Source organism: Methylobacterium sp. 174MFSha1.1, assembly GCF_900116815.1.
Classification (GTDB): Bacteria; Pseudomonadota; Alphaproteobacteria; order Rhizobiales; family Beijerinckiaceae; genus Methylobacterium.
Genome location: NZ_FPCB01000008.1, coordinates 55,881 through 77,352 on the forward strand (window position 1 = coordinate 55,881; position 21,472 = coordinate 77,352).

Sequence of the window (21,472 nt, forward strand, 5' to 3'; positions counted from 1 at the left end):
GGACGAATAGGCCGCCGGTACGGCAGCAGGTGGGAGATCCGCCATGCATCCACCGCCGCCGTGCGGTTCAGACGAAGGGCGAGGCGCGTCCGCAGCGCATCACCGGATCTTCCGGCGGAAGCCGGCGCCGGGATGGCCGTCGGCCAGCCGGGCACCGCGTCCTGGAAACAGCTTCTCCCGCAAGGTCCCTTCGCGATAGGCGGTCTTGAACACGCCGCGGGCCTGCAACTCGGGCACGAGCAGGTTCACCACCGCGTCGAGCGATTCCGGCATCACCGTGCGCACGAGGTTGAAGCCGTCCACGTCCGTCTCGTCCACCCAGGCCAGGAGTTCGTCGGCGACCTCGGCGGGCGAGCCGACCACCAAAGCCGCCCGCGCGCCGGCCGGCGTGAAGTCGAGGAGGTCGCGCACCAGGGTCGGGCGCTCGGCGCGGGTGAGGTTCTCCACCGTCGAGCGGATCGCGTTGGTGCGCCGGAAGGCGAGGGGATCGTCGAGGGACAGGCCCGAGAGATCGATCCCGGTCCAGCCCGAGACGAGCGCGAGCTGACCCGCCGCGTCGATGAAGCTCCGATACTCGTCGCGCAGGTCGCGGGCCTCGGCCGAGGTTGCTGCGACGATCACCGTGGCGCCGAGGAAGGTCAGGACGTCGTAAGGGTCGCGCCCCGCCTCCCGGGCGGCCTCGCGCACGCTGCGGACCGCCTTCGCGGCGGCGGGCTTCGTCGGACCGTTGAGGAAGACGCTCTCGGCATGGCGCCCGGCGAAGCGCACGCCCCGCTCCGACGTGCCGGCCTGATAGAGAACCGGCGTGCGCTGCGGCGAGGGCTCGGCGAGATGGCGCGCATCGACCTTGTAGTACGGGCCGTCATGCACGACGCGGTGCACCTTGTCGGGCCGCGCGAACACGCCCGCCGCCCGGTCCCGCAGGACCGCGCCGTCCTCCCAGGACCCCTCCCACAGCTTGTAGACGGCCGTCATGAAGTCCTCGGCCGCCTCGTAGCGCTGGTCGTGGTCGCGCGAGACCGGCAGTCCCATGCCGCGGGCGCCGCTGTCGAGGTAGCCCGTCACGATGTTCCAGCCGAGCCGGCCCCCGGTGAGGTGGTCGAGGGTGGTGAAGCGGCGGGCGAACTGGAACGGGTGGTCGTAGGTCAGGTTCGAGGTGATGCCGAAGCCGAGATGGCGTGTGACGTGCGCCATCGCCGAGACCGCGAGGACCGGGTCGGCGTTGGGCGCCTGGGCGCCGGCGAGGAGCGCGGCGTCGCCGTTGCCCCCATAGACGTCGTAGAGGCCGAACACGTCGGCGACGAACAGCCCGTCGAGGAAGCCGCGCTCCGCCGTCCGCGCCAGCTCCGTCCACCAGGACAGGGTGTTGTAGTCGGCCTGGGTGTCGCGCGGATGGCGCCACAGGCCGGCCCAGTTGTGCGATGGGGCGGCCATCTGGAAGGCGTTGAGGCGAAGCTCGCGGCGTAGCGTCATGGTCTCGACCGGATCTCTGGCCGCGGCTCGCCGCGGCGGCTCCCGTCCCGTGTCGCGCACGGAGACCGCGATGTCAAATTAGTTGATAAAAACAATAGATTAATGCGCGGAGCAGAACCGATCCCGCTGGCGCGGGAAGGCTCGACGACCGGCTGGCCCCTGGAGCACGGCCCCCGATCGCGTCGCAATCGGGCGATGCTCCCGGTCTCCGATCGTGCGGCATTGTCTTCGGCGGGCCGGGACCCACTGCGCCGGAAAACGCTCTAATCGTCGTAATGCCAGCGGCATTGTGCGATCTCCAGCGCTTGTGCCGCGCCGGACCCACTCACCCTGTACACGAGGCGGTGCTCGCTCGAGATACGACGAGACCACCAGCCCTTGAGCTTGAATTTCAAAGGTTCCGGCTTGCCGGCTCCCTTGAATGGCGTCCGCTTGATCTCCTTGATGAGGCTGTTGATGCGCGCGAGCGTGCCGTCACGCTGGTCCTGCCAGAACAGATAGTCGTCCCAGGCCTCGTCGGAGAAGACGATCCTCATTTCTCGACGGTCACGTCGGGCTCGTTCGGCTCGATCAGCGTCCGCTCGACGCCCTGTCCCGCTTCGAGCTGAGCGACCGACCGTAACAGCCGTCGCGCGTTGGCGGGCGTGCCGAGCAGGTGCAGCGTCTCGCGCAGGCTGTTCAACTCGGCGAGCGGCAGGATTGCGAGGGGCTCGTGACCCTGACGTGTCACCACCAACTCCTCCCGATCGCGCTCGACCTGGTCGAAGTGGCTGGCGATGTTCTGGCGGAGATCCGTGAGGCTGACGTGAGCCATATGCGACCTTATCTGTACATAAAGTTGTACATAAGGCGAAGTGCGCCCGGCAGCAAGCCAATCGTACTCAATCGTCGATTGAGCCGCATTTTTTCGACGAGCCGGTTTCCATCTCGTCGATGAACACCCTATCGCACCTGCCCCCAGCGCCGGACCGTCACCCGCTCCAGGCTCGCGAACACCACCGTCTCGACCACGAGGCCGATGGCGATGACGAGGAGCAGGCCGGCGAAGACCCGGTCGGTGTAGAGCTCGTTGCGGTTCTGGAAGATGTACCAGCCGAGGCCGCCCCGGCCCGACGAGGCGCCGAAGACCAGCTCCGCCGCGATCAGCGTGCGCCAGGCGAAGGCCCAGCCGATCTTGAGGCCCGACAGGATCGCCGGCAAAGCCGCCGGGACCAGGATCCGGCCGACGTAAGCGAGGCCTTCGAGTCCGTAGTTGCGCCCGGTCATGCGCAGCGAATCCGGTACGGCCTGGAAGCCCGCATAGGTGTTGAGCGCCAGCGGCCACAGCACCGCGTGGACCAGCACGAAGATCAGGCTGCCCTGGCCGAGCCCGAACCACAGCAGCGCCAGCGGCAGGAGCGCGATCGCCGGCAGCGGGTTGAACATCGCGGTCAGCGTCGAGAGCAGGTCGCGGCCGAACTGGGTCGAGACCGCCAGCGAGGTCAGCCCGAAGGCGAGGAGGACGCCTAAGCCGTAGCCCTGCGCCAGCACGGTCAGCGAGATCCGGGTCCGCTCCAGGATCTCGCCGGTGGCGAGCCCGTCGACCAGGGCCGACAGGGTGGCACCGAAGCCCGGCAGCAGCAGGTCGTTGTCCTGCCAGCGCGCCAGCCCCTCCCAGAGGAGGGCGAGGGCGACGAGGATCAGGCCGCGGCGCAGCCAGCCCTGCTGCCACAGGCGGGTCGGCAGCGGCAGGCGGCGCTCGACCGGGGCCTCGACGAAGGGCGCCAGGACCCGGTCGTATTCCGGACGGATCGGCGGCGAGAGAACCTGGTTCATCGGGCCGTCGCCTCGGGAACGGGCTCGAACAGCCGGTCGTGCAGGCGCTGCACCGCGGCCTGGAAACCCCGGCTGCCGAGGCTCGACAGGTCGAACTCGTGGCAATTGTACTCGCCGCGGACCCGGCCGGGATGGGGCGAGAGCAGGGCGACCCGGTTGCCGATCACCAGGGCTTCCTCGATCGAGTGGGTGACGAAGAGCAGCGTCATGCGGGCCTCGTCCCACAGCGCCAGCAGCTCCTCCTGCATCTTGCGCCGGGTGAGCGCGTCGAGGGCCGCGAAGGGCTCGTCCATCAGGAGCACCTTCGGCTGCATGGCCAGCGCCCGGGCGATGGCCACGCGCTGCTTCATGCCGCCGGAGAGCTGGTGCGGGTAGCTGGCGGCGAAGGCCGTGAGACCGACCTTGTCGATCGTGGCGCGCGCCCGCTCCAGCGCCTCGGCACGACCGAGCCCGCGGGCCGTGCGCAAGGGAAAGGCGACGTTCTCGACCACGGTCTTCCAGGGCGGCAACTGGTCGAATTCCTGAAACACCACGATCCGGTCGGGGCCGGGCTTGCGCACCGGCACGCCGCCGAGCGTGATCTCGCCCTCGACCGGGGCGATGAAGCCGGCCACGGCCTTGAGCAGGGTGGACTTGCCGCAGCCCGATGGTCCGAGCAGCACGAAGCGGTCGGCCTCGTAGACGTCGAGGTCGATCCGGTGGGCCGCCCGCACCACGCGGCCCGGGGTGCGGTACTCGAGCGACACGCCGGCGATGCGCAGGAGCGGGTCGGGCAAGGGGTGCGGCGTCTCGCGCGGTGCCGCGAGCGGTTGCGCCGCCGCCACGGGCGCATCGCGTTCCATCACCAGCGCCATCGGATTTGTCCTCAACCGCCCGCCGCGACGCGCGGATTGACGAAGAAATAGTCGCTCAAGGACTTGGGCTCGTTCTTGATCGCGCCGACCCGGTGCATGAACTGGCCGAGGCCGAGCGTGTTCTGCGGCTCGATCTTGAAGCTCACCTCGGGGCTCTTGATCACCTTGAGCAGCAGGGCGCGGTCGATGCGGCTGCCATTGGCCTTGAGGTAGATGTCGGCGGCCCGCTCCGGATCCGCGGTGATGAAGCGCGCGGCCTCGTCCAGGGCGTCGACGAAGGCCCGATAGGTCTTCGGGCTATTTTGATAGAACTTCTCGGTGGCGTAGAGCACGGTCGAGGAGGCCGGGCCGCCCTGGACGTCGTAGGAGCTGAGGATCACCCGGGCGTTCGGGTTCTCGGCCAGTTCCTGCTCCTGGAACGGCGGATTGCCGAAATGCGCCGTGATCTCGGTGCCGCCCTTGATGATCGCGGCCGCCGCCTCGGGGTGGGGCACCGCCACGCTGTTGCGGTCGAGGCGGGCGAAGTCCTTGTCGCCCCACAGCTTGGCCGAGGCCATCTGCAGGATGCGCGCCTGGACCGAGACGCCGACCGCCGGCAGGGCGATGCGGTCCTTGTCGGTGAGGTCGGCGATCGACTTCACCTCGGGGCGGTTGCTGACGAGATAGTACGGAAAGTTGCCGAGCGAGGCGACGCCGTGGACGTTCTGACGCCCGCGGGTGCGGTCCCAGAGCGTGAAGAGCGGGCCGATTCCGGCGCTGCCGATGTCGACGCTCCCCGAGAGCAGCGCATCGTTGACCGCCGAGCCGCCGGAGAGCTGGAGGTACTCGACCTTGATGTCGAGGCCGGCCTCTTTGCCGTGCTTCTCGATCAGCTTCTGGTCCTCGGCGACGTTGAGGAGCAGGTAGACGACGCCGAACTGCTTGGCGATGCGCAGCTGTCCCTCGGCCGCGGCAGCCGGGCCGGCCGGCAGCGCCGCCAGCAGGACCAGGCCGCCGAGCAGGACGGCGGCGTGCCGGCGCAGGAGCCGGGCGCGTTGCTTCATCATCACCATGGTCTCGTCGCTGGCGGGGGCCTGGATACGCTCGATCCGGCACGCAATATCTGGCGTTCTCCGGTCATGTCGTCAACCGGAAGCTTGTTTTACCTTTTCACCGATGAAGAGATCGGACTTGTTCTCTTGGCGTGCCTTGCCAGAATATTATTTTTATTTCTGCGCCGCTTGCAGCGCGTCACGCCAGAAGCCGGAGCCTGCGGCCGAGGCGGAGCGTGACGGTGATGCCGACGAGCATCGCGATCCCGAACACCCAGCCCGACACTGCGCCCGCCATGATGCCGGAGAGCAGGGTGCCGATGCTGCAGCCGAGCCCGGTCATCGCACCCCAGCCGAGGAGGAGCCCGCCGGACGGGCCGCGCAGCCCGTGGCCTCGCCCGGGCCGGGCCGGACGGAACCGGCCGGCCGCGAGCGCCGCCGCGAAGGAGGCCACCACGAGCCCGCCGACGAACAGGCCGTTCGGGGTGAGGAGCCCGTCGCGGAAAGCCGTGGCGCAGCCGCGGAACCCGTCGGGCCCTTCCGGAAGCGCGCTGTCATGCCAATGGCGGCGACCAAGCCATGGCCACCTGACCCACGACAAACAGCCTCCGACAAACCCGGAGCGATTCAAGCCTGATCCGCCCTCACCTCGGGCGGCACCGCGTCGGTCGGGCCGTGTCGAGCGTACTCGCCGACGCCGCGTCGGCCCTCCGCCACAGCCGCGGCCTGCTCACCCGCGCACAGGCCGGCCGGTGTCGGGGAGCGCCAGAAGATCCCGGTGCCCGATCTCCGCTCCGGTGCCGGGCCGCCGCCGGGCCGCCGCCCACTCCGCCGCGTCCGCGGCGCGGACCCGCCCGGTCTCCGCCGCCGCCCGCGCCGTGCCCGCGGCGAGCTCCTGCAGCAGCGCGGCCTCGCCCGCGCCGAGGCGCCAGGGGCTCGCGGCAGTCGAGACGGCGTAGCCGTGGTGCTGGAAGGCCGTGGCGAGCGCCGCCGTCGCGCCCGGGCCGGCGGCCGGCCCGAAGCCCTTGTCGCCGGCCTGATGGGCGAGGAAGGCGGCGTGGATCGCCGCGTCGGCCGGATGCGGCGGAGTCCAGCTCTCCTGCCCGTCATAGGTGAGGGCGGTGTAGAACGCGGCGCCGGCCCGCGCGACCGCGCGCGCCACCTCGGCGATCCAGGCCTCCGAGGCGAGGTCGAACAGGGCCGCTGCGGTGACGAGGTCCGGCCCCTCCGCGAGGGCCGCCGCCGGGTCGGCGGCGAGGTCGAGGGCGCGCAGGCGCACGGCGATCCGCGCTCCGCCGCGATGCAGGACCAGGCCGTCCCCGGCCTCCTCCACCCGCTCCGCCCAGGCCGACAGGCGCTCGGCTGCGGCAGAGAGCAGGGCGGGGTCGTGGTCGACGAGCAGCCACTCCTGCCGGGAGCCCAGATGCGGCGCCAGCGCCCGCAGGTTCGAGCCGGTGCCGCAGCCGAGATCGACCGCCCGCATCGGCTCCGGCAGCGCCCGCGCGAGGGCGGCGACGAGGCTCGCGTCGCGGGCGGCGTGGTCGGCGGGCTCGCGCAGGGCGAGCCAGTCGGGGCTGAAGCCGCTCATGCTGTCCTCGGGGTCGGGTCGCGCAGGGCCGCGGCGACCGCCGCTGCGGTATCGGGCCAGTCCGGCAGGTGCCGGCCGGCGGCCCAGGACGCGGCGGCGGCCCCGGCGCGGCGGGCCGGATCGGCGATGAGCGCGCGCAAGGCGCCGGCGAGGGCGGGGGCGTCGCCGGGCGGCACCGCGAGGCCGGCCCCCGCCGGTACCGTCTCGGCCGCCGCTCCCCCGGAGGTCGCGACGAGGGGCAGGCCCCGGGCCAGGGCTTCCGCGAGCGCCATGCCGTAGCCCTCGAACAGCGAGGCCGAGACCGCGAGGTCGGCCTCGGCATAGAGGCGCTCGAGCGTCCCCGGCGTCACCGCGCCGGCCAGCGCGACACGGGCATCGAGGCCGGATGCGGCGATCTGGTCGCGGAGGGACGCGGCGCAATCCGGCGCCCGGTCGAGGCTGCCGGCGACCGTCAGCGACCAGTCGAGGTCGGTGAGTGTCGCGAGCGCCCGCACCAGGACGTCGTAGCCCTTGCGCGGGGAGACGGTCCCGACCGAAAGGAGCCGGACCGGCGGGCCGGGCCGGGCTGCGACCCGGGGGGCGGGGGGCGTGCCGGGCTCGGCGACGGCGATCCGCTCCGGCGCCACGCCGAACTCGGCCGCGAGCAACCGTGCGGTGTAGCGGCTCGTCGCGACGATGCGGGACGCGAGCGCCAGAGCGGCGCGCTCGCCCGCGACCAGCGCCGCCGCCCGCTCCGGCGGCAGGCCGGTCTCGTAGCCGAGGGGATGGTGCACCAGAGCCGCCACCGGGCGCCCGGCGGCGCGGATCACCTCCGGCGGCAGGGCCCCGTAGGCGAGGCCGTCGACGAGGAGCGCGGCGTCGGCCGGCACCGCCGCCAGGAGGGCGGCGGTGCGGGCGAGGTCGTCGGAACTTGGATCCGGGAACCCGCCCGGCAGGGCGAGATGCGTCGCCGCCACCCCATGCGCCGGCAGGTGCGCCAGGAGCTGGCGGGCATAGGCGTAGCCGCCGGTCGGCGCCGACAGGTCGCCCGGGACGGCGAGGACGAGGTGCATCAGGCGAGCGGAGCCTCGAACCAGGCCCGGGCCAGGTGGGATTCGTGCAGGGTCACGCGCAGGCGGCTCACCCCCTCGCCGCCGGGGCCGAGGGCGCCGGCCCGGGTCGCGGCGGCCATCGTTCGGTGGATGTGGCCGCACAGGAACTCGGTCGTGGTGTTCTCTCCGGAGAATTCCGGCAGGTCGTCGAGGTTGCGGTAGTTGAGCGGGGCCAGGATCGCCTTCAGCGCCTCGCTCGCCCGGCCGATATCGACCACCACCCCGTCCGGGGTCAGGCTCTCGCGGAAGAACGCCACGTCGACCACGAAGGTCGCGCCGTGCAGGGCTTGCGCCGGCCCGAACAGCTCGCCGCGGAAGCTGTGGGCGATCATCACGTGGTCGCGGACCTCGACGGCGTACATGGGCGGCTTTTCCTTCAGTAGCGGATCACGGTGCACAGGCCCGGCGCGCCGGGACCGAGCAGGCGCGGCAGTGCGGCGGGCAGGTCGTCGAAGGCGACCTCCTCGGTGAGGAGGGCGTCGAGGCGGTCGTCGCGCAGCAGGTCGAGGGCCTTGAGGAGGCGCCGCCGGTGGCTCCAGCGCGGGCGGCGCGAGGCCGCCACCGCCCCGACCTGGCTGGCGACGAGGCGCAGGCGCTTCGCGTGGAAGGCGAGGCCGAGGGGGGCAGCCACCGGGGTCTCGCCGTACCAGCTCAGCTCCACGATCGCCGCCTCCTCCCCGGCGAGGGAGAGGGCCAGCGCCAGCCCGGCCTCGCTGGCGCTGGCATGGAAGACGATGTCGGCCTCGGGCGGCGCCGCCTCCGGCAGCGCGAAGGCGAGCCCGAGGGCCCGCGCCGTGTCCGCCCGGGCGGGATCGCGGTCGATCAGGCAGACCTCCGCCCCCGGCAGTCCGGCGCAGAGATGGGCGACGAGGAGCCCGACCACGCCGCCGCCGACCACCGCGATCCGGTCCCCCGGCCCGGCGCCGGACTCCCACAGGGCGTTGAGCGCCGTCTCCATGTTGGCGGCGAGCACCGCGCGGCGCGGCGGCAGGCCCTCCGGCAGCGGGCAGAGGGCGGCCCGGGGGGCGTTGAACGCCTCCTGGTGCGGCTGGAGCGCGAAGACGCGCTCGCCCGCTTCCGTCTCCGCCACCGCGCAGTAGCCGTACTTGACCGGGAACGGGAACTCGCCCTCTTGCGCCGGCGCCCGCATCCGCCCGGCCACCGCGTCCGGCACGCGGCCCTCGAAGACCAGCCGCTCGGTGCCCCGGCTCAGGGCCGTCCACAGGGCGCGCGCCCGCACCTCGCCCTCGCCCGGTGGGGACAGGCGCTCTTGCCGCAGCTCCGCCTGGCCGGCTGCGCTATACCAGAGCGCCCGCACGACGTCCGCCGTGCCGCTCCCGGATGCCTGACGATGCCGCAAACCGACTCCTCGGTGGTCACCCTCGCGGAGGGAGCGTCCCGCGCTCCTCTCACGACGCCGACGGGCCTGCAAGCCTGCATCGCCTTGCGTCGCCGGCGCTGGCTGGTGCTCGGGCTCGTCCTCGCCACCACCTTGGGCCTCGCGGCGGCCCTGGCGGTTGTGCTGGCGCAGGACGGGTTCGACGCCCTCGACCTCGCGCTCCTCGCCTGCGGCCTCGCCACCCTGCCCTGGACGGTACTGGGATTCTGGAACGCCGCGATCGGCTTCCTGCTCCTGCGGGCCGGGCCGGCGGGCGTGCTGGCGGCCGCCCCCCACGCCGCGGCGGGGGAGGGGGAGGCCCCACTCCATCTCGCGACCGCCGTGGTGATGACCCTGCGCAACGAGGACCCGGCCCGGGCCCTGGCGCGCCTCGCCCTGGTGCGCGAGAGCCTGGAGCGCACCGGCCACGGCACCGCCTTCCGCTACCACGTGCTGAGCGACAGCGACGATCCGGGCGTGATCCGGGCCGAGGAGGCGTGGGTCGCGGGCTGGCGCGCCGGGCTGCCCGACGGGGAGGCGGCCCGGATCCATTACCGCCGGCGCACCGACAATGCCGGCTACAAGGCCGGCAACCTGCAGGAGTTCTGCGCCCGCAGCGACGCCGACCTGATGCTGCCCCTCGACGCCGACAGCCTGATGACCGGACCGGCGATCCTGCGTCTCGTGCGGATCATGCAGGCGCATCCGCGCCTCGGCATTCTGCAGAGCCTGGCGGTCGGCGCGCCGGCGGGCAGCGCCTTTGCCCGGCTGTTCCAGTTCGGCATGCGCCACGGCATGCTGCCCTACACGCTGGGGGCGGCCTGGTGGGGGGCGGAATGCGGCCCGTTCTGGGGCCACAACGCGCTCGTGCGCATCGCTCCCTTCGCGGCCCATTGCCGGCTGCCCTCCTTGCGCGGCGGCGGGGCGGTCCTGTCGCACGACCAGGTCGAGGCGGTGCTGATGCGCCGGGCCGGCTACGAGGTCCGGGTGCTGCCGCTCGAGGAGGGCAGCTTCGAGGACAACCCGCCGACGCTCCTCGACCACCTCACCCGCGACGCCCGCTGGTGCCGCGGCAACCTCCAGTATCTGCGCCTGCCCCGGCTCCCGGGCCTCATGCCGATGAGCCGGTTCCAGCTCGCCTGGGCGGTGATGATGTTCCTCAACCCGCCGGCCCTGACGCTCGCCCTCCTGCTCCTGCCCTGGCGGGCCGCGACGCAAGGCGGCCCCGCGACGGGCGCCGCCGCCCTCTATCTCGTCTGGCTCCTCCTCTCGCTGGCCCCGAAACTCGCCGGCTACGCCGCCGTGCTGGCGGACCGCGAGGCCCGGGCGGCCCATGGCGGAGGGATGCGCTTCCTCGCCGGGATGGCGGCCGAGATCGCGGCCTCGTTCCTGTTGCTCGGCGCCTCGTCGGTCCGGCTCACCGGAGTGATGATCGGGCTCGCCCTCGGCCGCGCCGGCTTGTGGAACGCGCAGGACCGGGATGCGCGGGGCGTGCGCTGGGGCGAGGCTTTTCGCGCCCTGGGCGGCGTCACCCTGTTCGGGATCGTCGTGTGCGGGGCGCTCGCTCTCGTTTCGCCGGCGCTCCTCGCCTGGAGCCTGCCACTCACCCTCGGCAGCCTGCTCGCGGTGCCGTTCTGCGTCCTCACGGCGGCGCCGGAGGTGGGGCGGGCGATGGTCCGGGCGGGCTTGTGCGCGACGCGCGAGGAGATCGCGCCGCCGTGGGAGATCGCGGAGCTGTGCGAGGGGGGCAGCGGTGTCGCGATGGCTTCGGTCCGGTGAGCCGGTGGCCGAGACGTCCGGCGCTCCCCGGCGCTCCCGCAAGGGGCCGCCGAGGGCGGGGAGCGGCGCGTGCGCGCCATGTCCAAGACTGAATGTCCCGCGTCCAGCCCGGCCGTGACGTCACGTTGACTGCTGCACCAGGCTGCGCGCTCCCGTTCGGCAGATCGTATCGCCGGTGTAGGTCGGGCGAGCTCTACAAGGCGTGGCGCAGCGCCTTGACGCAGCGCTTCACGTCACCCTCGTCGGCCCAGACATGCGGGCTGAGGCGCAGGGCCCCGGATCGTTCGCTCGCGAAGATCCCCGCCTGCCGCAGCTGGTCCGCCAGGCCGGGTGGCAGGCCGCCCGCCGCGCGGAGGCCGAGGATGTTCGGCGAGCGGAGGTGCCTCGCCGCCGCGGAGACGCCGAGCCCGACGACGCCCTCGGTCAACTGGTCGGTGAGGCGTCGCAACCGGGTCGCCACCGCCGACGCGTCCCAGGACAGGACCAGCTCCAACCCGGTCGCCGCCATCGGCAGCAAGATCGGATCGTTCAACTCGCCCCGGTCGTAGCGCCGGGCACCCGCCGCGGGCGGGCGGTTGCCGATGTTGTCCTCGATCGGTGCGCCGCCCTGCCGGTGCGGTGCGGCATACAGAAAGGCGAGCCCATAGGGACCGAGCGCCCACTTGTAGGTCGGGAAGGCCAGGAAGTCGGGGCGCCAGCGACCGACGTCGACCGGCAGGGCTCCCGCCGCCTGGGTCGCGTCGATCACCAATGCGGCACCCGCGGCGTGGACGGCCGGTGCGAGCCGATCGAGGTCGATCAGCCCGCCGTCGGTCCAATGGAGGGGCGTCAGGGTTGCGACCGCGACGGGCGGTGCTCCTGCGCGTCCGAGCGCCGCGAGCAGCGCCGCCGTCCAGTCGCCGTCCCCGGGGCGCGGCACCTCCTCGACGATCAAGCCCCTGGCCGTGGCGAGCCGGTCGAAGGCGTAGCGTAGCGACGGGAACTCGTCGGCGACGCGCAGCACGCGCCCGCCCGGCGCGACGGTCAGGTTCGCGGCGGCAGTGGCCATCGCGTGGCTGACGGACCCCATGATGGCCACGTCGTCCGTGGTCGCGCCGATGAGCCGAGCCGCCGCCCTCCGCGCCCGCTCGGCCTGGGCCGGCACCGCCTCGCGCGGGTGATCCCAGGGCCGGGCCTTCACCAGCAAGCCCGCTTCCCCGGCCTCGCGCACGGCCCGCGGCAGCGGCGACCACGCTGCCGCGTCGAGGTAGCTGATGTCGTCCGGGATCTCGAACAGGTGCCTCTGGCAGGGCAGGTGGTCAGTCGCGTCCATGCTAGCGCACCTGTATCCGCGCTCCCGGATCTGGGCGCGGGCTGCGCATGGTCGTCGAACGGAGGAGGGCGGCCGAGCCCGTCGCGATCCTGCCGCAACGAGGTCCGGAGCGGTTCATGGTCTCGCCGGGGGCCTCCGGTCCACCCGCGACACTCCACGAGCAGGAAGAAGCGGCTTGCGCCCGTTGCACGACGATCCTAGCCCTCGAAGTCCCGCTTCAACCCCCGCCGCGTCCGGTGCCGCTCCAGCGCCAGCTCCACGAGCCGCGTCAGCAGTTCCGGATAGGGAACGCCGGAGGCCTCCATCATCTGCGGGTACATGCTGATCGAGGTGAAGCCCGGCAGGGTGTTGACCTCGTTGAGATAGAAATCACCCGTCTGTCGGTCGAGGAAGAAGTCGACGCGGGCCATGCCGCTGCATTCGAGTGCCTCGAAGGCCTGGAGCGCCAGCGCGCGCACCCGCTCCATCTGCGCCGGCGTGATGTTGGCCGGGAGATCCACGCTGGCGCCCTCGGGGTCGAGATACTTGGCGGCGTAGGAGTAGAAATCGTGGTGGGGCTGCGGGTTCAGCTCGCTCGCGACGCTGACGAAGGGCGGGTCGCCGTCGAGCACCGCCACCTCGACCTCGCGGGCGTCGATGCCCTGCTCGACCAGCACCTTGACGTCGTACCGGAAGGCGTCGGCGAGCGCCGCGGGCAGGTCCTTCCACTCCTTGACCTTATGGATGCCGACGCTGGAGCCCATGTTGCAGGGCTTGACGAAGACCGGCAGCGTCAGGGTCGCGGCGATGTCGTCGAGGGAGACCGCGCCGCGCTCGTAGGCGCGGCGGGTGAAGGCGTGGTAGGGCGCGATCGGGATGCCGGCGAGGCCGGCCAGCCGCTTGGTGACGTCCTTGTCCATGCCGACCGCCGAGGCCATCACGCCCGAGCCGACATAGGCGGTCTCGGTCAGCTCCAGCAGGCCCTGCAGGGTCCCGTCCTCGCAGAGCGGCCCGTGCAGGACCGGGAACACCACGTCGATCTCGGCGCGCGCCGGCGCGCCGTCGAGGGCGACCACGGCGGCACGTCCGCCGGCTCCTTCGCCGATTCCTGGCGCCAGCCGCACCTCGGGGCTTTCCGGCGGGATCGACAGGCTCTCGTCGCCGGTCTGGGTGATGCGGCGCAGGTCGTGGCGCTGCCAGCGGCCGGCCTTGTCGATGCTGACCGGGATCACCTCGAAGCGGTCGCGGTCGAGGTGGCGGATCACCGAGGCGGCGGAGCGCAGCGAGACCTCGTGCTCGCCGGATCTGCCGCCGTACAGGACGGCGACGCGGGTCTTCTCGGTCATGCGCGAACCCTCGATCACCTGGAATCCAACAAACCTCACGCCGCGCGGGCCCCGCGCGGCGGCCCTGATTATCGCCGGATGAAGATTTCAGAAACCCTACGGGGCGGCCAAAGGGTCCCGGGGCAGGACCCCGGGGTCCAGGCCCGCACCGCCCGCAGGGCCGGATCCTCCGGGGATCTTGGATGTTCAGCGGCGCCGGCCCCTGGGGTGAGGGTGTGATTTACCGCTCGCGTCGACCAAGGGGCGGCTGGACAGCCCTCCGCCTCGGCCATACCCCAATTCCGCTGAATCCCCGGAAGCCCGCCGAATCCCTGGGCCTCGATCGGACCCGACCGCCATGCCGCACGACCGGCCGCTTGACCAGACGTCCCCCGGCCAGACCGCCCTCGGCGCCGCCGTGATGGCGCGCCTCGACGCCCTCGCCGCTTTCAGCGCCGACGCGGACGGGCTCACCCGCCTCTACCTCACCCCCGCCCATGCGGCGGCCGCCCGGCAGGTGGCGGCCTGGATGGAGGAGGCCGGGATGACGACCCGGCTCGACGCCGCCGCGACCGTGGTCGGCCGCTACGAGGCGGCGGTGCCGGGCGCCCCGACCCTGCTCCTCGGCTCGCACATCGACACCGTGCGCCATGCCGGCCGCTACGACGGCAATCTCGGGGTCGTGACGGCGATCAGTGCGGTCGCGGAGCTGCACCGGCTCGGCGAGCGCCTGCCCTTCGCGATCGAGGTGCTGGCCTTCGGCGACGAGGAGGGGGTGCGCTTCCCCGTGACCCTCACGGGCTCGCGGGCGCTCGCCGGGCTCGTCTCGCCCGACGCCCTCGCGTGCTGCGACCGCGACGGGGTGAGCCTGGCGCAGGCGCTCCGCGAGTTCGGCGGCGATCCCGACGGCGTGGCGGGCCTCGCCCGCGATCCGGCCTCCGTGCTCGGCTACCTCGAGGTCCATATCGAGCAGGGGCCGGTCCTGGAGGCGGAGGACTTGGCCGTCGGCATCGTCACGGCGATCGCCGGGGCGAGCCGCCTCGTCGTCACGGTCGAGGGCCGGGCGGGCCATGCCGGCACGGTGCCGATGGCCTTGCGCCACGATTCCCTGGCGGCGGCGGCCGAGATGGTGCTGGCGATCGAGGCCGAGGCGAAGGGCACTCCCGACCTCGTCGCCACGGTGGGCCAGATCGAGGTGCCGCGGGGCGCCGTCAACGTCATCCCGGCGCTCACCCGCTTCAGCCTCGACCTGCGCAGCCCGAGCGACGCCGTGCGCCACGCCGCCCTCGCGCGCCTCTCCGCCGCCTTCGCGGCCATCGCGGAGCGCCGCGGCGTCGCGGCGAGCGCTCAAGGCAGCTACGACGAGCCCGCCGCTTCCTGCGCGCCCGGGCTGATGGCGGCCCTCGCCGAGGGCATCGCGCGCCTCGGCCTTCGCCCCCTGCACCTGCCGAGCGGGGCTGGCCATGACGGCCTGGCGCTCGCCGGCCTGTGCCCGATCGGCATGATCTTCGTGCGCTGCGCCGGCGGGCTCAGCCACTCCCCAGCGGAATCCGTCACCGCGGCCGATGTCGACGTGGCGACGCGCCTGCTCGTCGACGTGCTGCGCCGCCTGCGGCCCGAATCCTTGGCCCGGCCCTCGCTTGAGGGGCCGGGTCCGCTTCTCGACCACCCACCAGGAGACATCCCGTGAAGGAACTGAAGATCAAGGCCGGCCCGTTCGACCTCGTCGGCCGGCTCGAGCTCGAGAAGGCGCCCCAGACCTGCGCCGCCTTCCTCAAGGCGCTGCCCTTCGTGAGCGAGGTGATCCACGTGCGCTGGAGCGGCGAGGGCGTGTGGATGCCCCTCGGCGACCTCGATTTCGGCGTCGGCTACGAGAACCACACCAGCTACCCGGCGCCGGGCCAGATGATCCTCTATCCGGGCGGCATCAGCGAGACCGAGATCCTGCTCGCCTATGGCGGCGTGCACTTCGCCAGCAAGGTCGGGCAGCTCGCCGGCAACCACTTCCTGACCATCACCACCGGCATCGAGCACGTGTACGACCTCGGCCGCATGACGCTGCTGAAGGGCGCCCAGCCGATCCGCTTCGAGGCGATGTAGTCCACTTACCGCTACGCTTGCTCTCACAAGATCCACTTGCGGCGGGGCTGTCCGCCCCGTACGCCTGACGGACGGCCCGCCCGGTCGGGCCGTCCGCGACTCCCGGAGGGGGCGCGGGGCGCGGGGCGCGTGTGAGATGAACCTGAAACGGTCCTACCGTTCTCTCGTGGGCGGCGTCTGGGCGGGCGTGCTCACGACCTGCCTCGGCCTCGCCACGGTCACGGTCTGGACCGACACCCGCGACTACGAGCGCACGATCCGCGACGCGCAGAGCACCGCCGAGGCGGTGGTGCAGGCCCTCGGCCAGGAGGCGAACCGCCTCGTCTCCTCCGTCGACATGCTGCTCAGCGCCGCCGCCGCCCGGGTCGACGCGCACACCTTCGGGGCGAGCCAGAACTACACCCGTCAGCTCCTCTCCGGCCTGATGGCCCACATCCCGGCGGTGATGGCCGTGCGGGTGCTCGACGCCAGCACCACCGGCGTGCTGTTCGCGCAAGGCGGGGCGGCGGCCGAGGGTCGCGCCACCGATGCCGAGCTCGTCCGCGCCGCCCTGTCGGTCGGCCAGTCCGAGCTCGCGGTCGGCTCGCCGACCCGGGTCGGGCCGGCCGATTCCTGGTTCGTCAGCGTCGCCCGCCTGGTGGTGCCGCGCCCCGGCGAGACGCCGCTCGTGGCGGTGGCCGACCTCTCGCTCTCCGAGCTGCAGCGGCTCTACGGGCGGCTCGACCTCGGGCCCAACGGCGCCATCGGGCTCCTGCGCAGCGACGGCGTGATCCTGGTGCGCCATCCCTACGTGCCCGACAAGGTCGGCCGCAGTGTCGCTGGCGGCACCCTGATGCGGGCCGCTGCCAGCGCCGCCGGCGGCACCTTCGGGGGCAACGCCTCGCCGATCGACGGCGTGCCGCGCTACGGCAGCTTCCAGCGCGTCGCCGGCGCCCCGCTCCTCGTCACCACCGGCGTCGCGAAGGACGAGACCCTGGCGGCCTGGCGCGAGGGCGTGCAGCAGGACGCCGCGGTGGTGCTCGGGATCAGCACCGTGCTGGTCGGCCTCGGCTTCGGGCTGACCCGGGCGCTGATGCGCCACCGCGACCTCGAGGCGGAGGCGCGGCGCGCCGCCGGCATGCTCTCGGCCGGCGAGGCGCGCTACCGGCTGCTCGCCGAGAACACCAGCGAGCTGATCGTGCTCGCCCACGACGACGGCCGGCGCAGCTACGTCTCGCCGGCGGTGCGGCGCCTTCTCGGCTACACGCCGGAGGAGGCCGTGGCGATGCGCCTGCGCGACTGCGTCCACCGCGAGGATCTCGCCCTCCTGGTGACCCAGGCCCGCCGCCTCGCCGCCGGCGAGACGCAGGTGAGCGTCGTCTGCCGCGCCCGCCACCGCACCGGGTCCTGGGTCTGGGTCGAGGGGGCGTTCCGGCGCATCCCGGGCGCGGCGCCCGGCGAGCCCGCCATCATCGCGACCTTCCGGGACGTCGGCGAGCGCCAGCGCCACGCGCGCGCCCTGGAGGAGGCGCGGATCACCGCCGAGCGGGCGAGCCAGGCCAAGACCGACTTCCTGGCCTCGATGAGCCACGAGATCCGCACGCCGCTGAACGGCGTCATCGGCTACGCCGACCTCCTGCTCGCCGACCGCACCCTGCCGGGCCGGCACCGGCGCTACCTCGACCGGATCGCCTCGGCGGGCGGGGCGCTGCTCACCGTCGTCGACGACATCCTCGACTTCTCGCGCATCGAGGCCGGCGGCATCGCGCTCGCCGAGGTGCCGTTCGCGCCGGCGGCGCTCGTCGACAACGCCGCCTCGATCGTGCGCGGCCTGTCCGAGCCCAAGGGCCTCGCCCTCGACGTCACCCTCGGCGACACGGTCCCGGACTGGGTCCGGGGCGATCCCGACCGCCTGCGCCAGATCCTGCTCAACCTGCTCAACAACGCCGTCAAGTTCACCCCCGCCGGCCGGATCGCGCTGCGGGTCGAGGCCGAGGACGACGCCTTGCGCTTCTCCGTCTCCGACACCGGCATCGGCATCGCCCCCGAGCAGCACGGCCGCCTGTTCCAGCGCTTCAGCCAGGTCGACGGCTCGATCCGCCGGCAATACGGCGGCAGCGGCCTAGGCCTGGCCATCTGCAAGGGCCTCGTCGAGCTGATGCACGGCACGATCGGTCTCGAGAGCCGGCCGGGCGCCGGCTCGACCTTCTGGTTCCGGGTGACGCTGCCGGCCTGCCCGGCGCCGGCGGCGGAGGCCGCGGAGGGCCGGCCGGAGCCGGTGCGCCCGGCCCGCCTGCTCCTGGTCGAGGACGTGCCGATCAACCAGGACCTCGCCCGGGCGGTGCTCGAATCCGAGGGCCACAGCGTCGACGTCGCGGGCGACGGCGCGGCCGCGATCGAGGCGGTGCGGGCGAAACCCTACGACCTCGTGCTGATGGACGTGCAGATGCCCGGGATGGACGGGATCACCGCCACCCGCACCATCCGGAGCCTGCCCGGCCCCACCGGCACCGTGCCGATCGTCGCGATGACCGCCAACGTGCTGCCGGCCCAGCTCGAGACCTTCCGGGCCTCCGGGATGGACGGCCATGTCGGCAAGCCGTTCAAGCGCGCCGAGCTCGCCGCCGCCATCGCCCGCCACCGCGCCGACGGCGGGCCCGCGCCGCTGCCGGCGCTGATCGATTTCGAGGCCTTCGCGGCCGCCCGCACCCTGATGGGCCCGGAGCGGATCGACGGCCTGCTCGGGATGCTGGCGGCGGAACTGGAGCAGCGCTTCCGCGCCCGCAGCGGCGACCGCGCCGGCCTCGCCCGCGACGCCCACGCGATGATCGCCGCCGCCGGGCTCCTCGGCTTCACCGGCCTGTCCGACCTCTGCCGCGAGATCGAGGGCGCCTGCCTCGCCGGCGCCGACCTGCCGGAGCTCCAGCGCCGGATCGAGGCCGCGCGGGCGGCGGCTTTGGAGCAGATCGAGACGTTGCGGGCGGCGTAGAAATCAGAACCACATATAAAATATACTATATGCGATTTTTGCCGCCCGTGTCACTGTCCGATGGGAGGGCAAATTGCTTGATGCCTACTCGGAACCATGGATTATTTTAAGTTCCTGTCGACGCCTGCTCTCGCCGGCTAGCAAAATGCTCTTTGCTGCTTTTTCTGCCGCCTCTTCAGGGGATGGGGTCTGCTCGCGTCTATTAATTAATCCCATGGCGGATCTAGGGCTGCGCTCGGGGTATTCGATGCTTTTGCGCTTTCCTGATACCATTGCCGCCTCCACCGCTGAACGATCTTCTTTGCAGGAAATCAGGGTTTAAGTCAAGATCGAAATAATGTTTCCTGTTTATCCACACAAAGCCATCGCTTTTCGATATTATTGCTACATCGATCTCTCCTCCTACCGACTCGACAGCGGAGGCAAATCTTCGCCGCAATGCTGTTATTTCGACCATCGCTCTAGCCATGTATGCCATTTCTTCTTTAGGAAGTGCGCGAATGGTATCTAAAATTGGTTTTATAAAAGCTTGCCGTCGATAATCCTTGAATTGCTTTCCAAAATCTTCAATCATAGATTTAATTTCTTTACTTTGTATAAATTTTTCAACTATTCTTTCGTCTGCATCTAAAACCAAATCATCTATCATTTTATCAGTCTTACCTCTTAAAACTTGCACGAAAGTTTTTGAAAGGAATCTTAAATACTGAGGCGCAATTCCCTCAAGAAATAATTGAGCAATATCTGCTTGTGCAAAAGGTATGATCGCAGCATCTTGATTACGTTTTTTATTTAAGTCAAAACATTTGTTTGATCTCCATGTTCTAGTAAGCCCCATGCATTTACCATCGAAGACATGATGAGATATACTTGGAAATAACTCTTCCCGTCCATATCCTGCGATGACAACTCCCGTATAATATTCTGACTCTATCTCGTGGCTTATGACAAGATATAGATATCTTATCACGGCTTCCAGAGGATAATTGCCAATACCCATACCAAATTCTTCGATAACAAGATCCTTTATCAATTTCTTAAAATATCTTTTAAATTTCAAATAATCGAAGGGAACATTTATCTCTGTCGAATTATGAATATTCCTTTCGAGTCTGCTAATTTTATTTAAAATATCATCTTGTATTTCTGATCTAGCATTATATTTATTCTCACCCCTTAGATCTTCGAGAGATTCTGCAAATATAAGTGCAAAACTTACCTCCTCGAAATCATGAGATGCAAATTTATCTGATTTAACAAAACTTACAAACTCATCAGCAAAATCATTAAGATTATCAAAAATTCTATCTTTGACTTTATACTTAAATTCCTTCACAATAACTTCCCATGGAACGCTCAAAAAATCTCCGCTATTGTAGATCATTACTCCTATGTCATTGGCAGGTCCGAAAGAAAACAATTTATTTGCGTGTTTCCAGACTCTATTTTTTCCGATTGTAACTGCACTATCTGCAGCAAGCGCAACTGCTTGCTGATTGATAATAACGATTTCTGCCGTCATGTTTTCTCACAAAAATTACCGACCGGAAGAGCTGGTGATGATTTTCTTTGTGATTGTTTTTAAATCGGGATACCTCGCTTTATTTTACCTGTGCCTCAAGACTGCCGAATGTGCAGTTTGTCGCATAAATATCTTAATGTCGAGTCCGGTATGTTTACCAAAAAAAGCAGCGACAAGAGATTTTTTATAGTATTGCGACAGATTAGATATATTTACTTATAAGCATAAAATAGATAAAAAAATATAATAATAATCTATTAATTTAATATTAAATATGTACACAAGTAGTGATCCTGTAATTTTTATCAACTCAGATCATACGCTGTCAGATCCCGTCGCACCGCCCCCGCCCCCGCCACCGTCCCCCCGGCCGCCTCGATCGCCCGCCGCGCCGCCTCGACCCAGTCCCGGTTGCTCCACGCACTCCCCCAAGGCGCGTCCTCCAGCCCGACCCGGACGTGACCGCCCCGCGCCACCGCCGCCGGCACCAGCGGCAGGATGTCGACGCCGAGGCCCGCCACCATCCAGGGCGCGCCCGGCGCGCATTCGGCCAGCAGCGCCAGATGCGCGGCGAGATAGGCCTCCCGCGGCGGAAACCCCCAGGCGAACTCGTCGGAGAACATGAAGCGGTAGACCGGCACCGGCGGGCGCGGCTCAAGGGCGGCCAACGCCGCGCCCAGCCGCGTGAAGCCCGGCTCGTAGATGGCGTAGCCCGGGCGGATGCGGTGGGTGCGGGCGATGCGCAGGCCCTCGCGGATGTCGGCCATCGGATTCTGGTAGAGAAAGCCGCTCGCCTCGGCCGAGACCTCGTCGTAGCGCAGGAAGGTGGTCGAGCCGGGATCGCACACCGCCCACTCGATCAGGCCGCGCCGGGCCAGCTCCTCGGTATGGGCGTAGCGCTTCGCCGCGCTCGCAGCGTAGTCCGAGCCGGCGAGCGGGATCGTCGGGTAGACGATCACGTCGGCCTTCGCCCGGATGCCCTCGATGATGCGGGCATAGGTCTCCCAGGCGTCGTTCTGGCGTCCGGTCTCGGGGTCGTAGGCGTGGACGTGGACGATCGCCGCCCCCGCCTCGGCGGCGGCGAGCCCGTCGGCCACCACCTCCTCGACCGTGATCGGGATGCCGGGCTGGCGCTCGCGCCCCCACGGCCCGTTCAGGGCCGCCTCGATCCAGATCTCCGCCATCGCGTACCTCCCGTCATTTTGCCGGCATCATGCGCCGGCCGCGGGGCGCTGTCTCCCGTGGCGGCTCGGCTCT

The 21,472-nt window shown here is 69.9% G+C and carries 19 protein-coding genes; 4 read left to right on the forward strand and 15 right to left on the reverse strand.

The genetic code is table 11. The annotated features are described in order from the left end of the window. Positions 1-99: 99 nt before the first annotated feature. From BM430_RS06705 to BM430_RS06755, 11 genes are all read right to left on the reverse strand, one after another. A complete protein-coding gene (locus BM430_RS06705) occupies positions 100-1,473 on the reverse strand; it encodes an LLM class flavin-dependent oxidoreductase (protein WP_093566479.1) in 1,374 nt (457 codons plus the stop codon). A 263-nt stretch (positions 1,474-1,736) separates the two neighbouring features. Then, entirely contained in the window at positions 1,737-2,009 is a 273-nt protein-coding gene (locus tag BM430_RS06710; RefSeq protein WP_093566480.1) for a Txe/YoeB family addiction module toxin, read from the reverse strand. Continuing rightward, positions 2,006-2,287, reverse strand: a complete 282-nt coding sequence (locus tag BM430_RS06715; protein WP_093566481.1) for a type II toxin-antitoxin system Phd/YefM family antitoxin — start codon at positions 2,285-2,287, stop codon at positions 2,006-2,008. The genes BM430_RS06710 and BM430_RS06715 overlap by 4 nt, the downstream gene beginning before the upstream one ends. A 128-nt stretch (positions 2,288-2,415) precedes the next feature. Further along, a complete protein-coding gene (locus BM430_RS06720; RefSeq protein ID WP_093566482.1) occupies positions 2,416-3,288 on the reverse strand; it encodes an ABC transporter permease in 873 nt (290 codons plus the stop codon). Then, positions 3,285-4,142, reverse strand: coding sequence for an ABC transporter ATP-binding protein (locus BM430_RS06725; protein WP_093566483.1), 858 nt, complete (start codon positions 4,140-4,142; stop codon positions 3,285-3,287). Before BM430_RS06725 ends, BM430_RS06720 begins: the two co-directional genes overlap by 4 nt. An 11-nt stretch (positions 4,143-4,153) precedes the next feature. Continuing rightward, positions 4,154-5,188 carry an ABC transporter substrate-binding protein gene (locus BM430_RS06730; RefSeq protein WP_177302960.1) on the reverse strand — a complete coding sequence of 345 codons (1,035 nt, stop codon included), beginning with the start codon at positions 5,186-5,188 and terminating at the stop codon, positions 4,154-4,156. 184 nt (positions 5,189-5,372) lie between these two features. Then, complete coding sequence (locus BM430_RS06735) at positions 5,373-5,774, reverse strand: YeeE/YedE thiosulfate transporter family protein (protein WP_348273076.1); 402 nt, start codon at positions 5,772-5,774, stop codon at positions 5,373-5,375. Positions 5,775-5,903: 129 nt separating this feature from the next. Next, a complete protein-coding gene (locus BM430_RS06740; protein WP_093566485.1) occupies positions 5,904-6,761 on the reverse strand; it encodes a class I SAM-dependent methyltransferase in 858 nt (285 codons plus the stop codon). Beyond that, positions 6,758-7,813 carry a glycosyltransferase family 4 protein gene (locus BM430_RS06745; protein ID WP_093566486.1) on the reverse strand — a complete coding sequence of 352 codons (1,056 nt, stop codon included), beginning with the start codon at positions 7,811-7,813 and terminating at the stop codon, positions 6,758-6,760. Before BM430_RS06745 ends, BM430_RS06740 begins: the two co-directional genes overlap by 4 nt. Beyond that, entirely contained in the window at positions 7,813-8,214 is a 402-nt protein-coding gene (locus BM430_RS06750) for a 6-pyruvoyl trahydropterin synthase family protein (protein ID WP_093566487.1), read from the reverse strand. The genes BM430_RS06745 and BM430_RS06750 overlap by 1 nt, the downstream gene beginning before the upstream one ends. A 14-nt stretch (positions 8,215-8,228) precedes the next feature. Continuing rightward, positions 8,229-9,077, reverse strand: a complete 849-nt coding sequence (locus BM430_RS06755) for a zinc-dependent alcohol dehydrogenase (RefSeq protein ID WP_093566657.1) — start codon at positions 9,075-9,077, stop codon at positions 8,229-8,231. Between the two features lie 126 nt (positions 9,078-9,203). Between BM430_RS06755 and mdoH the strand changes: the two genes are divergently transcribed. Further along, positions 9,204-11,009 carry a glucans biosynthesis glucosyltransferase MdoH gene (gene mdoH / locus BM430_RS06760; RefSeq protein ID WP_093566488.1) on the forward strand — a complete coding sequence of 602 codons (1,806 nt, stop codon included), beginning with the start codon at positions 9,204-9,206 and terminating at the stop codon, positions 11,007-11,009. A gap of 193 nt (positions 11,010-11,202) precedes the next feature. On the opposite strand, the gene BM430_RS06765 is transcribed toward mdoH, so the two are convergent. Together BM430_RS06765 and BM430_RS06770 are read right to left on the reverse strand one after the other, a co-directional pair. Next, positions 11,203-12,321 (reverse strand): aminotransferase class V-fold PLP-dependent enzyme, encoded by a 1,119-nt coding sequence (locus BM430_RS06765; protein WP_093566489.1) that lies wholly within the window; start codon positions 12,319-12,321, stop codon positions 11,203-11,205. A gap of 197 nt (positions 12,322-12,518) precedes the next feature. Continuing rightward, positions 12,519-13,646 (reverse strand): D-alanine--D-alanine ligase family protein, encoded by a 1,128-nt coding sequence (locus tag BM430_RS06770; RefSeq protein WP_093566490.1) that lies wholly within the window; start codon positions 13,644-13,646, stop codon positions 12,519-12,521. A 337-nt stretch (positions 13,647-13,983) separates the two neighbouring features. On the opposite strand from BM430_RS06770, the gene BM430_RS06775 reads away from it, so the two are divergent. The 3 genes from BM430_RS06775 (at position 13,984) to BM430_RS06785 (ending at position 18,693) form a co-directional block, all read left to right on the forward strand. Next, on the forward strand, positions 13,984-15,315 hold the full coding sequence (locus BM430_RS06775; RefSeq protein WP_093566491.1) for an allantoate amidohydrolase: 1,332 nt from the start codon (positions 13,984-13,986) through the stop codon (positions 15,313-15,315). Then, complete coding sequence (locus BM430_RS06780) at positions 15,312-15,725, forward strand: DUF3830 family protein (protein ID WP_048450618.1); 414 nt, start codon at positions 15,312-15,314, stop codon at positions 15,723-15,725. The genes BM430_RS06775 and BM430_RS06780 overlap by 4 nt, the downstream gene beginning before the upstream one ends. A 136-nt stretch (positions 15,726-15,861) precedes the next feature. Then, positions 15,862-18,693 carry an ATP-binding protein gene (locus tag BM430_RS06785; RefSeq protein WP_093566492.1) on the forward strand — a complete coding sequence of 944 codons (2,832 nt, stop codon included), beginning with the start codon at positions 15,862-15,864 and terminating at the stop codon, positions 18,691-18,693. 223 nt (positions 18,694-18,916) lie between these two features. Here the strand turns inward: BM430_RS06785 and BM430_RS33840 are convergent, their stop codons facing one another. Together BM430_RS33840 and BM430_RS06790 are read right to left on the reverse strand one after the other, a co-directional pair. Then, positions 18,917-20,215, reverse strand: coding sequence for a hypothetical protein (locus tag BM430_RS33840; RefSeq protein WP_143131970.1), 1,299 nt, complete (start codon positions 20,213-20,215; stop codon positions 18,917-18,919). Between the two features lie 305 nt (positions 20,216-20,520). Next, the gene (locus tag BM430_RS06790; RefSeq protein WP_093566493.1) at positions 20,521-21,399 is read right to left on the reverse strand and encodes a beta-keto acid cleavage family enzyme; all 879 of its coding nucleotides are present in this window, start codon (positions 21,397-21,399) and stop codon (positions 20,521-20,523) included. Between the last annotated feature and the right edge of the window lie 73 nt (positions 21,400-21,472).

What these genes read in the sequence shown, in the direction of transcription:
- BM430_RS06705 (WP_093566479.1), bottom strand. Translation starts at nt 1,473, where the DNA reads ATGACGCTACGCCGCGAGCTTCGCCTCAACGCCTTCCAGATGGCCGCC.
- BM430_RS06710 (WP_093566480.1), bottom strand. Translation starts at nt 2,009, where the DNA reads ATGAGGATCGTCTTCTCCGACGAGGCCTGGGACGACTATCTGTTCTGG.
- BM430_RS06715 (WP_093566481.1), bottom strand. Translation starts at nt 2,287, where the DNA reads ATGGCTCACGTCAGCCTCACGGATCTCCGCCAGAACATCGCCAGCCAC.
- BM430_RS06720 (WP_093566482.1), bottom strand. Translation starts at nt 3,288, where the DNA reads ATGAACCAGGTTCTCTCGCCGCCGATCCGTCCGGAATACGACCGGGTC.
- BM430_RS06725 (WP_093566483.1), bottom strand. Translation starts at nt 4,142, where the DNA reads ATGGCGCTGGTGATGGAACGCGATGCGCCCGTGGCGGCGGCGCAACCG.
- BM430_RS06730 (WP_177302960.1), bottom strand. Translation starts at nt 5,188, where the DNA reads ATGATGAAGCAACGCGCCCGGCTCCTGCGCCGGCACGCCGCCGTCCTG.
- BM430_RS06740 (WP_093566485.1), bottom strand. Translation starts at nt 6,761, where the DNA reads ATGAGCGGCTTCAGCCCCGACTGGCTCGCCCTGCGCGAGCCCGCCGAC.
- BM430_RS06745 (WP_093566486.1), bottom strand. Translation starts at nt 7,813, where the DNA reads ATGCACCTCGTCCTCGCCGTCCCGGGCGACCTGTCGGCGCCGACCGGC.
- BM430_RS06750 (WP_093566487.1), bottom strand. Translation starts at nt 8,214, where the DNA reads ATGTACGCCGTCGAGGTCCGCGACCACGTGATGATCGCCCACAGCTTC.
- mdoH (WP_093566488.1), top strand. Translation starts at nt 9,204, where the DNA reads ATGCCGCAAACCGACTCCTCGGTGGTCACCCTCGCGGAGGGAGCGTCC.
- BM430_RS06765 (WP_093566489.1), bottom strand. Translation starts at nt 12,321, where the DNA reads ATGGACGCGACTGACCACCTGCCCTGCCAGAGGCACCTGTTCGAGATC.
- BM430_RS06770 (WP_093566490.1), bottom strand. Translation starts at nt 13,646, where the DNA reads ATGACCGAGAAGACCCGCGTCGCCGTCCTGTACGGCGGCAGATCCGGC.
- BM430_RS06775 (WP_093566491.1), top strand. Translation starts at nt 13,984, where the DNA reads ATGCCGCACGACCGGCCGCTTGACCAGACGTCCCCCGGCCAGACCGCC.
- BM430_RS06785 (WP_093566492.1), top strand. Translation starts at nt 15,862, where the DNA reads ATGAACCTGAAACGGTCCTACCGTTCTCTCGTGGGCGGCGTCTGGGCG.
- BM430_RS33840 (WP_143131970.1), bottom strand. Translation starts at nt 20,215, where the DNA reads ATGACGGCAGAAATCGTTATTATCAATCAGCAAGCAGTTGCGCTTGCT.
- BM430_RS06790 (WP_093566493.1), bottom strand. Translation starts at nt 21,399, where the DNA reads ATGGCGGAGATCTGGATCGAGGCGGCCCTGAACGGGCCGTGGGGGCGC.